Genomic DNA, 12,874 nt, shown 5'->3' with positions numbered 1-12,874 from the left:
GCCTGCCCCATCCCCGCCACATTGCCGTGCCCGAAAATCCCGAAACACCCAGCGAAGAACCGCCGCTCCACACCATCCCGCTCGCTGTACTGCACGGAGAGGAAGCGGACCAGGGCCTGAGCCACGGTGAGTCTCACGAGCGTCCCTCCGGCGAGGTCAGGGGCAGCCGGGGGTCCACTGCCTGCCCCTCCCAGGTGTCGCGGATCCAGGCATGCGCCGGGTCGTCGCAGATGCGCCACGCGCGCTCCGGGGACGGCCCGGCCATCACGTTCAGGTAGTACAGGTCGTGCCCCGGCGGCGCCATCGACGGGCCGTGCCAGCCGTGCGGGATCAGCACGGCGTCGCCGCTGCGGACCTCCGCCAGCACGTCGATCGGACGCCCGGGCGACCCGTAGACGCGCTGGTAGGCCATGCCGTCCCGGGCGACCTCGAAGTAGTAGATCTCCTCCAGGACCGACTCGCCGGGCGTCTGCTCGTCATGCTTGTGAGGCGGGAACGACGACCAGCACCCCGCCGGCGTCAGCACCTCGCACGCGATCAGCTTCTCGGCGAACGGGAACCCCTCCGGCGTCCCGAAGTTGTTCACCTGCCGGCTCGCCGACCCCGCGCCCCGCAGCTCCACCGGAACCGTCTCCGCCGGCCCGTAGCGAGGTACCAGCCGCCGCTCGCACCTGGCACCCGCGAGCGCGAACCGCCCGCGGCCCCGAACCGTCACCTGGGCGTCCCGCGGGACGTAGGCGAAATCGCTGACCCGGGCGAAGACGTCCTCGCGCCCCTCCAGCTCGAACCGGTCGCCGTCGCACTCCACCGCGCACGACCCCGCCAGCGGCAACACGATCGTCTCGAACTCACCGGTGTCGAACGTGTGCACCCCGCCTTCCGGCAGCTCCAGGATGCGCAGCCCCGAGTACGCCCAACCAGCCGACTCGGGCGTCACGACAAGCTCGTACGGGGCTTCCGCAGCGGTTCCGGCGGGGAGATGGTGTTTCATCGCGGCTCCTTGAGGAGTTCGTCGACCTCGTCTTGTGTGGGCATCGCGTCGGAGCAGGCGATGCGGGACGCGACGATCGCCCCTGCGGCGCCCGCGAACTCGACGAGACGCCGCAGGTCCCATCCGGCGAGGAGGCCGTGGCAGATGGCGCCGCCGAACGCGTCCCCGGCGCCGAGTCCGTTGACGACGTCCACCTTGACCGGCGGCACCTCCACGACCTCGTCGGCCGTCGCCGCGAGGACGCCTTCCGGCCCCATCTTCACGATGGCGAGTTCCGGGCCGCGCGCCAGGATCGCGCGGGCGGCGGCGCGCGGCTCACGCTCCCCCACGGCGACCTCGCACTCCTCCAGGTTTCCGACCGCGACCGTTGCCCGTTCCAAAGCGAGACCCGCCCAGTGCGGAGCCTCCGAGGGGTCGTCCCACAGCATCGGCCGGTAGTCGAGGTCGATGACGGTCTGCCCGGGGTGCTCCCCCAGCGCGGTGAGGGTCGCCTCCCGGCTGGGCTCCTGCGAAAGACCCGTGACCGTGCCCCAGACGATGCGCGCCGATCGGATCGCGTCGAGGTCCAGCTCGTCCGGACGGATCTCCAGGTCGGGCGCCTTGGGGTAGCGGTAGAAGTACAGCGGGAAGTCGTCGGGCGGGAAGATCTCGCAGAAGGCCAGCGGTGTCGGCAGGCCGGGGACGGCGGTGACGAACCGGTCGTCCACGCCGTAGCCCTGGAGGGCCTTGTGGACGAACCGGCCGAAGGGGTCTTCTCCGGTGCGCGTGATGACGGCGGTCCTGCGGCCGTACCTGGCCGCCGCCACGGCGACGTTGGTCGGGCTGCCGCCGAGGTACTTGCCGAACGACTCGACGTCCTCCAGCGGCGTGCCCACCTGGTCCGGATAGACGTCGACGCTGACCCGCCCCATCGTGATGAGGTCGAACGTCATCGGGCCACCCCGGCGAGGTAGTCGAGGCTCCTGCGGACGTCGCCGCACGGTCCGGCGCCCTGCGCGGGCTCGCCGGTCAGCACAGTGTCCTGCTCCATCACCCACCAGCCGTCGTAACCGGCGACCTCCATGGAGCGGATGATGTCGGGGATGTCGACGTCGCCGTCCCCGAGCGGCCTGTACAGACCGTCCCGCACCGCGCTCGTGTACGTGATGTCTCCCTTGAGTACCTGTTGGGCAAGGCCCACGTCCACGTCCTTCAGATGGACATGCGCTATGCGCGGCGCCGCGAAACGTGCCAGCCACACCGGATCGGTTCCCCCGACCAGTAGGTGCCCTGTGTCGAGGCAGAGCGGGATGCCGCATCCGCCGAGCACGCGTTCGACCTCGGCGCGCCGCTCAACGACCGTCCCGACGTGAGGGTGCAGGGTGGCGAGCTTCCCGCGTTCGGCGGCCCGTGCGGCGATCGCGTCGAGGTTCGCAAGCAGTGCCGCCCACGCCTTGGCGTCAAGGACGGGACGCTCGTCGTATCCGTCGAGTCCCGTTGCGGCGGCCAGTACGAGGACGCCATCGATGTCGTCCAACGCCTGCTCGACGGCGGGCAGTGGGTCGAACGCGGGGTCGTGCAGGACGACAGGCACGAACGCCCCTACAAGACCCAGCCCGAAAGAGGTCAGCAGCTCGTCCCGCTCTTGCGTGGCCCTGGGGAGGAAGCCGTCCGGTCCGAGTTCCGTGGCGGCGAGGCCGAGGTCGCGCATCTCGGCGAGCACCCGGTCCGGCTCCATCTGGTGGCCCCAGCCGGGCACCTCGCACACGCCCCACGAGATCGGCGCGCCGGCGATCCTCACCGCCGTACCTCCTCGACGTCGACGAACCGCCCCTCCCGCATGGACAGCTCGCACGCCTCGGCGAGGTAGAACGCCTCCAGCGCCTCTTCCGGCGGGCACGGGTTGGCGCGGCGGCCCGCCACGACGTCGGCGAAGGCCCGCAACTCGGCGTCGTAGGCGTCGGAGAAGCGCTCCATGAACCCGCCGTAGGGTGCCCTCGGCTGGTCCCCGTCGGGGAGCGCGGTCGCGGGCGTCCGGTCGTCCAGTCCGGTGATGACGCTGTCCTTGGACCCGAACAGCTCCAGGCGCGCGTCGTACCCGGCGGCGTTGTAGCGGGTGGCCGAGACCTGGCCGAGCGTCCCGTCGTCCAGGACGAGCAGCGCCGACCCGGTGTCGACGTCGCCGGCCTCCCGGAAGAAGTCGTCGCCGCGGTTGGCGCCCACCGCCATCACCCGGACGACCTCGCGGCCGGTGACGAACCGGATGAGGTCCAGGTCGTGGATCATGCAGTCGCGGAACAGCCCGCCGGACGTGGGGACGTACTCGGCCGGCGGCGGCGCCGGGTCGAAGCTGCACGAGCGGACGGTGTGCAGCCAGCCGAGCCGCCCGGAGGCGAGCGCCTCGCGCGCCGCCGCGTTCCCGGCGTCGAACCGGCGCTGGAACCCGACCTGCACCGGGACGCCGGCGCCCGCCGCCGCCCGGACGACTTGGAACGTTCCATTCATATCGGACGCAAGCGGTTTCTCGCAGAAGACGGGAGTTCGCGCGGCCACGGCCCGCTCCACCAGGGCCGCGTGCGCGTCCGTGGCCGCCGCGACGACCAGGCCGTCCAGGCCGGCGGAGAAGAGCCCCTCCACGGTTTCCAGGGCGGTGACCCCCGGCGGTCCCCCGCCCAGGCGCGCGGCGAGATCGCGGGCGCGCCCCGGATCGGCGTCCGCGATGATCACCGCCTCCACCTCGGGCAACTCTCGCAACGCGGCGGCGTGGCGCGCACCAATGCGCCCCGCGCCGGCCAGTCCGATCCTCATCGATCCCCTCCCGGTCGGCGGTCAGGTGGAGACACGAGTCTGATGGAGCGTTCCAGAAGCGTCAACGCCCCGACTGTCCGCCTCTCCGTAATGGAGGTGTCCGAAATCCCGGCCGTTACTCGGGGCCTCGGCTGTCGCCGGAGTCATACCAAGCGCTAGTTTTGCCTTATGCGGATCTTCGTCACCGGCGCCTCCGGGTTCGTCGGGTCCCACGCCGTGCGCGCCCTGCTCGCCGCCGGGCACCGGCCGCGCGCGCTGGTCCGCGACACCGGCCGGGCGGCGAAGGTCCTGCGCGCGGTCGGCGTCGACCCCCGGGACGTCGAACTCGTCCCCGGCGACATGCTGGACGAGGACGCGGTCGCCGAGGCGATGCGCGGCTGCGACGCCGCCGTCCACGCCGCCGCGGCGATCGGGGTGACCGGGGGCGCCGGCGACCTGGTGGAGGTGAACGTCCGCGGCACCCGCAACGTCGTCGGCGGCGCCGTCGCGCAGGGCCTGGCCCCGGTGGTCCACGTGTCGACGATCGCGGTGTTCGTCCCGCCGTCCGGCCCGGTCATCACCGCGGGGGACGCCCTGGCGAGCCCCCGCACCGACTACGGCAGGTCCAAGCTGGCGGCCGAACGCTACGTGCGCGGCCTCCAGGAGGACGGCGCGCCGGTCACCATCGTCTACCCCGGCGGCGTGTGCGGCCCGAACCAGCCGGCGCTGGACGCGCTGATGGAGGGCCTCGCCGCGGCGCTCGGCAAGGTGTGGCCGCTTCCGGGCGGGGGCGTCTCGGTCATCGACGTCCGCGACCTCGGCGAGGCGTTGGCACGTTCCGTCGAGGCGCGGCAGGGCCCGAGCCGCTGGGTGCTCGGCGGCCACTACCTGACCTGGCCGCAGTACGCCGACCTGTGCGACCGCCTCACCGGCGTCAGGTGCCGCCGCGTCCGCGTGCCCAGCCGCGTGATGCTCGCGCTCGGCTCCGTCCTCGACGCGGCCAAGCGCGTCCGCCGCTTCGACTACCCGCTCACCCGCGACGCCGCCGAGTTCATGGTGACGCTGGTGCCGACCGACGACCGCCCCATCCTGGACGCGCTCGGCCTCACGCTGCGTCCCGTCGAGGAGACCGTCGCCGACGGCCTGCGCTGGCTGGCCGAGAGCGGCCATCTGAACCCGCGCCGGGCCGGACGGCTCGCCGCCAAGGAGGCCCCCATGCCGACTCTCGTCCAGCGCACCTTCGGACCGGTCTTCCACCGGGTCTCGGGCGCCGAATGGTTCTCCAAGGTGGGACCCAAGGTCGTCCCGCCCGTCGACCGGACGCTGCACCGGCTCACCGGCGGGCGGCTCCTGCTCGGCCAGCTCCTCGTGCCGAGCCTCGTCCTGACGACGACCGGCGCCGTCAGCGGCCTCCCCCGGCAGACGCCGCTCGCGTGCCTGCCCGACCGGGAGGGCGGCTGGTACGTCGTCGGCTCCAACTTCGGCCGGGAGAAGCACCCCGCCTGGACGGGAAACCTTCTGAAGAATCCCGACGCGCAGGTCAGCTTCCAGGGCCGCACGACCCCCGTCACCGCACGCCTCCTGGACGACGTCGAGCGCAAGGAGGTCTGGCCTCGCCTCACCGCCGTCTGGCCCGTCTACGACCGTTACGTGGAGCGCGCCGAACGGCAGCTCAGGGTCTTCCGCCTGACCCCCCGTTAACGGCCGCGGAGCTTCAGGGAGAGCTTGCGCCCGATGAGCAGGTAGGCGAGCACGACACCGGCGACGTTGAGGATGACGTCGTCGACGTCGAAGGCCCGTCCCATCACGAACGTGCCCTGGACGGTCTCGATGGCCAGCGAGAGCATGCCGCTCACCAGGGCCAGCCGCACCGGGCCCCGCAGGGTCGTCCAGACCAGGGGCAGCAGCACTCCGAGCGGCGCCAGGAGCACCACGTTGCCGCCGATCTGGAGGAGCGCGTCCTTGGTCGGCTGGTCCATGTAGAACCGGAGCGACCGGCCCGGATCGGTGTTCCCGCCCGCCTGCCCGTTGTCATCGACGGGCGTCAGCGTCAGCTTGAACGCGAAGTAAAAGAACACGCCGAGGAAACCCAGCGCGACGATGACGACCATCACGCGCAGAGCCACGACGTACCAAGGGACCCTCTCGCCCGCCGCTGCGGGCTGCCACATTTCGACCAACACGGGGCGCGGTCTGCCCCGTCCGCCGCGGTCCATGCGCGGCCCCGGGTTTCGGGCGACCGGATAGCCCATTGGAGTCAGAACGCCCGTACCGGGATTAACCCGGCACGGGCGTTCCGTGCGCCGCGATCAGACGGCGACCGGGGTGGTGGCCGGCTCCAGGGCCAGGTCCAGCACCTCGCGGACGTCACTGACGGCGAACACCGTCATCGCGTCGAGCACCTCGGCCGGGACGTCCTCCAGGTCCGGCTCGTTGCGCTTGGGCACGATCGCGGTGGTGATGCCGAGCCTCGACGCGGCCAGCAGCTTCTGCTTCAGCCCGCCGATCGGCAGCACCCGCCCGGTCAGCGACACCTCACCGGTCATCGCCACGTCCGAGCGCACCGGGCGGCCCGACAGCAGCGACGCCAGCGCCGTCGTCATCGTGATGCCCGCGCTCGGCCCGTCCTTCGGGATCGCCCCGGCGGGCACGTGGACGTGCACGCCGCGGTCCTTCAGGTCGCCGACCGGCAGCTCCAGCTCCGCGCCGCGCGAGCGCAGGTAGCTGAGCGCGATCCGGGCCGACTCCTTCATGACGTCGCCGAGCTGGCCGGTGAGCGTCACGCCGGTGTCGCCGGTCTCCCGGTCGGCCAGCGACGCCTCGATGTAGAGGACGTCGCCGCCCGCGCCGGTGACGGCGAGGCCCGTCGCCACGCCCGGCACGCCGGTACGGCGCTCGTTCCTGCTCAGCTCGACCTCCGGGGTGAACCTCGGCCGGCCGAGGTAGTCCTTCAGGCCGTCGGCGCCGATCCGGACGGGCAGCGCCGCCTTCCCGAGCGCGACGTTGGCCGCGACCTTGCGCAGCACCCGCGCGATCGAGCGGTCCAGGGACCGGACGCCGGCCTCCCGGGTGTACTCGGCCGCCAGCAGCCGCAGCGCGTCGTCGCCGAACGCCACCTCGGACGCCTCCAGCCCCGCCTTGTCGAGCTGGCGCGGCAGCAGGTGGTCGCGGGCGATCGTGACCTTCTCGTGCTCGGTGTAGCCGTCCAGCTCCACCAGCTCCATCCGGTCGAGCAGCGGGCCGGGGATCGCCTCCACCACGTTCGCGGTGGCCAGGAACAGCACGTCGCTCAGGTCGAGCTCCACCTCCAGGTAGTGGTCCCGGAAGGTGTGGTTCTGCTCGGGGTCGAGGACCTCCAGCAGCGCCGCGGTCGGGTCGCCCCGGTAGTCGGCGCCGACCTTGTCGACCTCGTCCAGCAGGACGACGGGGTTCATCGTCCCCGCCTCGCGGATGGCGCGGACGATGCGGCCCGGGAGGGCGCCCACGTACGTGCGGCGGTGCCCCCGGATCTCGGCCTCGTCCCGCACGCCGCCCAGGGCGACCCGCACGAACTCGCGTCCCATGGCCCGCGCGACCGACTCGCCCAGCGACGTCTTGCCGACGCCGGGAGGACCGGTCAGCGCCAGCACGGCGCCGCTCCTGCGCCCGCCCACGACGCCGAGGCCGCGCTCCTCGCGCCGCTTGCGCACGGCCAGGTACTCGACGATGCGCTCCTTGACGTCGTCGAGACCGGCGTGGTCGGCGTCCAGGATCTCCCGGGCGCCCGCGATGTCGTAGGCGTCCTCGGACCGCTCGTTCCAGGGGATGTCGAGGACGGTGTCCAGCCAGGTGCGGATCCAGCCGCCCTCGGGAGAGGCGTCGGACGACCGCTCCAGCTTGTCGACCTCCTTCAGCGCCGCCTCGCGCACCTTCTCCGGCAGGTTCGCGGCCTCGATCCGGGCCCGGTAGTCGTCCTCCTCGTCGGCCGGGTCGCCGTTCAGCTCGGCCAGCTCCTTGCGGATGGCCTCCTGCTGCTGGCGCAGAAGGAACTCCCGCTGCGTCTTCTCCATCCCCTCCTGGACGTCCTTGCGGATCGTCTCCGCCACGTCCAACTCGGCGAGGTGGTCGCGCGTCCAGCCGATCACCAGGGTCAGCCGCTCGACGACGTCGACGGTCTCCAGGACCTCGATCTTCTGCTCGTCGGTGAGGTACGGCGCGTACCCGGCGTTGTCGGCCAGCGTGGAGGGGTCGTCGATCTGCTGCACGACGTCCACGACCTGCCAGGCGCCCCGCTTCTGCAGGATCGCGCTGACCAGCCCCTTGTACTCCTTCGCCAGCTCCTGCGCGCGCCCGGTCGCCGGCGGCGCCTCCACCGCCGTCCCCTCGACCCACAGCGCCGCGCCCGGCCCGGTCGTCCCGGTGCCGATCCGCACCCGCTGCACGCCGCGGACGACCGCGCCCGGCTCACCGCCGGGCAGCCGCCCCTCCTGCTCGATCACGCCGAGCGTGCCGATGCCGGCGTACTGCCCGTTCAGCCGGGGCACCAGCAGCACCCGCGGCTTGGCCGCCGACCGGATGCCCGGCCCCTTGGTCTGCGCCACCGCCCGCGCGGCCTCCACAGCGGCCCGGACCTCGCCGCTCTCCGACAGGTCCAGGGGCACCACCATGCCGGGCAGAACGACCCCGTCCTCCAGGGGCAGCACCGGCAGCGTCAGGGTCTCGCTCATGCTCAGCTCCAACTCAGTAGGACACCCAACCGCAAGATTGAGTCATACACACTCAAGAAAACGGAGCAGCATTTTGTTTCCGCAGCAACGTTCGCTCTCAGCGATCACACCCCGAGCCGCCCCCGACAAGGAGGGCTGGACCGGAGGCAGCACCGACGCCATCACGCGATACGGAAGCGGCTGACCACTCGCCGCTACGGTCCGGGACGGCCGGCGGCCGCCCCGGACCGGTGCGCTGGGGTCTGGCAGCCGCGTCCGGACGTGGCGGGGCCGGCGCATGAACCGGGCCACGGGCGCTGAGCACGGCGGAGGTGCCTGCCTGCGGGTCGGCGGGCTGACGCCGCCGACCCGCGCCGATGCGTATGGTGCACGGTCCCGCCGGGTGTCCCGTCCGCGCGAACCCTGCCGGGTTCAAACTCAGGTCTCCGGGCACAGCGTCACGTTCGGATCAGCTCTTTTCCCGGTGTCGGCGACACGCGAAAACTGACCGCGGGGCGACGGGTGGGCCCATGGAGAAGACCGCCGTCGAGGCCTCTTCGCGTGAGCTTGCCAGACGTCGGCGGCTAGGGGATAGTCTCCGCAAGCCCGTCCAGGACGGGGGCCGAGTGCACTCGCCGAAAAATCAGATCAAGGAGGAACAGTAGCTAAAACAAACAAGAATTTTCGCCCGGATCCGGTAGGCGCCGAGATAGAGATTCCAGCCAATGTGAACGAAGCCGTGTCGGCTTGTTGGCCCGAACTGGCTCCCGCTTGGCTGAAGAAGGCTCCGGACGAACTAGCGCGAATATGCGAGCGATACGAAGGACGCCCCGTTCGGACCTTCAACGCTCGCTACGGGTTCGTGGTCGAGATCGCAACAGCTCATGAACGGCTGGTCGTCAGGTCCACTCCCGATCCACAGGGAATGGACCAGGCCCAGGTGGCGCAAGCACTGTTCAACATGGGCGTGGGTCCGCGGATCCACGATGTCGTTCAGACACCGGTCAGCGTGTGGACCGTAGCAAGCCGCATCTTCCCGGGTGACTCCCTGAAGGGCGAGACAGTCCCGGTTGAACGCCTGGCTCCGATCTTTCGGAAGATGCTTGACCGGAAGACGGTGAATGACAGGCTTCCAACTCTCGCCGACTGGTTGCGCTCCAGACTGAATGACGAGAGGCCGAACGACCTCCCGTCAGGACGCACCTGGGCCTCACACGCCGAGCGACGACGAGCGGCCGCCATCCTCGAGGACTTGGGAACCGAGGACTCGAACATGGTCTGTCATGGCGACGCATCCTCGAGCAACATTCTCGTCGGTGACGGCGAGGAACTGTTCCTGGTCGATCCTCGCGGGGTCAGCGGCGACGTCTGCTACGACGTGGCTGTAGCCGCGTGGAAGACCCCCACTGATGAACAGGCGTCGGTTCGGGCCGCGAATCTGGCACGCCTGGTCGGAGTCGACACGGAACGTGTCCAGGCATGGCTGGTCATCGCAAAAGCAGCCCGCGTCTAGCGGCGATCTCCATGATTCGGGCGAAGAAGCGCGTCCGCGAACGAGCTTCCCGGGATGGCAGCCGGCCTGTGACTGCGAACTGCCCATCGTCCGTCCCAGCGCCCGGATCGAGCAGGCCGGGACGGGACGACACCAATCGACCGGCCGCACCTGTGCGGCCGGTCCCGACCGAAGGCGCGGGCGGGCCCTCAGCATCCCCGCCCGCGCCTCTCCGCATCGAAATCGTCAGCAGCGCGGGACTGGCAGGCTTGGTCGCGTGAATCCGCGCGAATACCGCTATGTCGGGCCTGTCGAGATTCTTGCGCGGGCGCGGCCGGGGCGGCTCGGGCAGGCGGTCGGGTCGCACGATGACCTCGCCGTCTGGCTGGCGGGGCAGACCGCGCAGGACCCGGGGGAACCGTTCACCTACGTCGTCGGCCTGGACGGGACGCTGCGCCTGGCGCCGCAACGCAGCGAGCACGTCGCCTGCGCGGGGCGCGAACCGGTGCTGGGCGCGGGTGAGATCACCTTCGCCGCGAGCGGCGGCGCCTGGACGGTCAGCGAGATCAGCAACCAGTCGACGGGCTACTGCCCCGACCTGTCCTCGTGGACGGCCGTCGCGGCGGCTCTCGACCGGGCAGGCCTTGAGCATCCCCCCGGGTTCACCCACCCGATCGTGTTCCGGCGCTGCCGCGGATGCCGCCAGCGCAACATCGTGAAGGATGACCACTACGTCTGCGCCGTCTGCGGGGACTCCCTGCCCACCGCGTGGAACATGGACGAGCCCGGTCCCTCCTCGCGCTGAGGCTCGCGCAAAACCGTTTGCGCACGAGGTGAGGCGCGTGCCAGGGTCGGCGCGAAGATCTTGGGTGCGCCATGGGAGGTCGCGCGTGTTCACCGTTTCCGGCAAGGCCACTACCGGCGTCTCGGCGGCGGGACGCGCGGCGGCCTAGGCCGGCACCGCTCCACGACGCCGAGACGGTTCCCGCGGGGGTCGGCCCCCGCCGTTCCGGCCTGCGCGGATCCCGCGCCGGTGACGACTCGACGTGGAGCATCCGTGTCCTCTCCCCTGCCTCCGGCGCATGCCTCGATCGGCCGCCGGACGCTCTTCCTTCTCGCTCTGACCTGCGGCGTCGCCGTGGGGAACATCTACTTCCCGCAGGCGGTCAGCCCGCTCGTCGCGTCCGGGCTGCACGTGGCGCCGGACTCGGCGGCGCTGGTGGTGACCGCGGCGCAGCTCGGGTACGCGGCCGGGAACTTCCTGCTGGTGCCGCTCGGAGACCGGTTCCCGCACCGCCCGCTGATTGTGGCGATGCTCGCCGTCACCGGCGTGGCGATGCTCGGCGCGGCGGGCGCGCCCGGCCTGGCGGCGCTCGTCGCCGCGAGCGCGGTGGCCGGTGTCACGACCGTCGTCGCGCAGGTCATCATGCCGATGGCGGCCGGCCTGGCGGCCGCCGAGCGGCGCGGGGCCGTCATGGGGACGCTGCTGGCCGGGGCGATCGGCGGCATCCTGCTGGCCCGCACGTTCGGCGGGCTCGCCGGGGAGTGGCTCGGCTGGCGGGCCCCGTACCTGATCGCCGCGGCCGCCACCCTGGCGATCGCGGCGGCGCTGGCGTTCGCGCTGCCCCCGACCGTCCCGCCGTCGCGCCGGTCCTACCCGGCGCTGCTGGCCGCGCCGCTGCGGCTCCTGCGCGAGGAACCCGAACTGCGGCGGTCGTGCCTCTACCAGGCGACGCTCTTCGGCGGGTTCCAGGCCGTCTGGACGGGCCTCGCGCTGTACCTGACGGGCCCCGAGTACGGCTTCGGCGTCCAGGCGGTCGGCGTCCTCGCGCTGGTCGGCGCGGGCACCATGGCGGCGACCCCGTTCGCGGGACGCCGGGTCGACCGGCGCGGCCCGGAGCCGGTCAGCCTCGCCGCGATCGCCGGAACGATCGCGGCGGCCGGGGTGCTGGCGCTGGGCGGTCTCGGCGGCGCGCCGGGCCTCGCGGCGCTCGGGGCTGGGACGCTGCTGCTGGAGACCGCGATGCAGTCCGGCATGATCGCGAACCAGGCGCGGATCTTCGCGCTGCGCCCGGACGCCCGCAGCCGGATCAACACCGCGTACATGACCTGCGCCTTCCTCGGCGGCAGCACCGGATCGTGGCTCGGGGCGCGCGCCTGCACGCGATTCGGCTGGACGGCCGTCTGCGCGCTCGTCGCCCTGCTCGCCTGCGTGGCGCTCGCGCGGCACCTGTCGCACCGCCCCGGCCGCCCCGCCCGCCCGGGACCGCGAGGCAACGCGCAGGCAAAGGCCCCTTCGCGATCTTGATTCTTTGCCCGGGGTCCGGTTTACGCGCGCATGACGCGAGGGTACCTAACGCAACGAGATCGTGACGCAGGGTGAACGACAGGTACTCGGGCGGCAAAGCCCCAGGTCGAACGGCGGGAGGCGGCGGATGCACGGTAGCGGATGTGCACACCGGGCCGTCTCCGCGCCCCCTTCCCCGCGCGGCCCGGTCCGTACGGCCGAGAACGTTCGCGGCGTACCGCATCGCGGCCGGCCCCGCCCCCCAGCGGGAGCCGCGGAGGGCGGGCACGGCGACACACCTCGGGTCCTCGGCCGTACCGGACCGGCCCGGCGCCGGCGTCCTCCCCTGGGCCCCGTGCCGCTCGCCCCCGCGGCACCGGCGCCCCCACAGGCCGGGCCGGCCGCGGCGCGCAGCCGCGCCGCCGGTCCGGCCGCAGGCTTCCGGGCGCCGCGCAGGCGCCCTCTCCCGAACGCCGGGCGAGCGCCCGCGCCCGGCGCGGCAGGGGAAGGAGGTGGGATCCAGACCCGACTCGGACCGGCGCGCAGCCGGTGAGTTCAGGCGGCCGGTACTCCGTCCGACCCCCGTCCCGGCCGCCTACGCAGTCAGGGATCGCTGCGGAGCAGGGCCCGTGGAGGAGCGACACCCTCCACGG

At 72.2% G+C, this 12,874-nt stretch carries 10 protein-coding genes; 4 read left to right on the top strand and 6 right to left on the bottom strand.

The features are described 5' to 3' along the window. Positions 1–133: 133 nt before the first annotated feature. Genes iolB through AB0C84_RS32915 form a run of 4 tightly spaced genes read right to left on the bottom strand, consistent with a single transcriptional unit; the run spans position 134 to position 3,778 of the window. Positions 134–991, bottom strand: coding sequence for a 5-deoxy-glucuronate isomerase (iolB, locus tag AB0C84_RS32930; RefSeq protein WP_361074094.1), 858 nt, complete (start codon positions 989–991; stop codon positions 134–136). Beyond that, complete coding sequence (gene iolC / locus AB0C84_RS32925; RefSeq protein ID WP_258939668.1) at positions 988–1,923, bottom strand: 5-dehydro-2-deoxygluconokinase; 936 nt, start codon at positions 1,921–1,923, stop codon at positions 988–990. The genes iolB and iolC overlap by 4 nt, the downstream gene beginning before the upstream one ends. Next, a complete protein-coding gene (locus tag AB0C84_RS32920) occupies positions 1,920–2,771 on the bottom strand; it encodes a TIM barrel protein (protein ID WP_361074092.1) in 852 nt (283 codons plus the stop codon). The genes iolC and AB0C84_RS32920 overlap by 4 nt, the downstream gene beginning before the upstream one ends. Next, positions 2,768–3,778, bottom strand: a complete 1,011-nt coding sequence (locus AB0C84_RS32915; protein ID WP_179847546.1) for a Gfo/Idh/MocA family oxidoreductase — start codon at positions 3,776–3,778, stop codon at positions 2,768–2,770. The genes AB0C84_RS32920 and AB0C84_RS32915 overlap by 4 nt, the downstream gene beginning before the upstream one ends. A gap of 168 nt (positions 3,779–3,946) precedes the next feature. On the opposite strand from AB0C84_RS32915, the gene AB0C84_RS32910 reads away from it, so the two are divergent. After that, positions 3,947–5,458: a nitroreductase family deazaflavin-dependent oxidoreductase gene (locus AB0C84_RS32910; RefSeq protein WP_361074090.1), complete on the top strand. Its 1,512-nt coding sequence runs from the start codon at positions 3,947–3,949 to the stop codon at positions 5,456–5,458. Here the strand turns inward: AB0C84_RS32910 and AB0C84_RS32905 are convergent. Next, positions 5,455–5,883 (bottom strand): VanZ family protein, encoded by a 429-nt coding sequence (locus AB0C84_RS32905; RefSeq protein WP_361074088.1) that lies wholly within the window; start codon positions 5,881–5,883, stop codon positions 5,455–5,457. The two genes, AB0C84_RS32910 and AB0C84_RS32905, sit on opposite strands and share 4 nt — an antisense overlap. Before the next feature lie 183 nt (positions 5,884–6,066). Continuing rightward, positions 6,067–8,463 carry an endopeptidase La gene (gene lon, locus AB0C84_RS32900; protein WP_258939663.1) on the bottom strand — a complete coding sequence of 799 codons (2,397 nt, stop codon included), beginning with the start codon at positions 8,461–8,463 and terminating at the stop codon, positions 6,067–6,069. A gap of 841 nt (positions 8,464–9,304) precedes the next feature. On the opposite strand from lon, the gene AB0C84_RS32895 reads away from it, so the two are divergent. The 3 genes from AB0C84_RS32895 (at position 9,305) to AB0C84_RS32885 (ending at position 12,242) form a co-directional block, all read left to right on the top strand. Next, positions 9,305–9,955 carry a phosphotransferase gene (locus tag AB0C84_RS32895; protein WP_361074086.1) on the top strand — a complete coding sequence of 217 codons (651 nt, stop codon included), beginning with the start codon at positions 9,305–9,307 and terminating at the stop codon, positions 9,953–9,955. A 256-nt stretch (positions 9,956–10,211) separates the two neighbouring features. Further along, the gene (locus AB0C84_RS32890) at positions 10,212–10,739 is read left to right on the top strand and encodes a hypothetical protein (protein ID WP_361074084.1); all 528 of its coding nucleotides are present in this window, start codon (positions 10,212–10,214) and stop codon (positions 10,737–10,739) included. Positions 10,740–10,991: 252 nt separating this feature from the next. Continuing rightward, entirely contained in the window at positions 10,992–12,242 is a 1,251-nt protein-coding gene (locus tag AB0C84_RS32885) for an MFS transporter (protein ID WP_361074082.1), read from the top strand. Positions 12,243–12,874 lie beyond the last annotated feature (632 nt).

This window comes from Actinomadura sp. NPDC048955, from assembly GCF_040649435.1.
Taxonomy (GTDB): Bacteria; Actinomycetota; Actinomycetes; order Streptosporangiales; family Streptosporangiaceae; genus Spirillospora; species Spirillospora luteofluorescens.
This window is presented reverse-complemented; position numbering and strand designations above follow the sequence as displayed.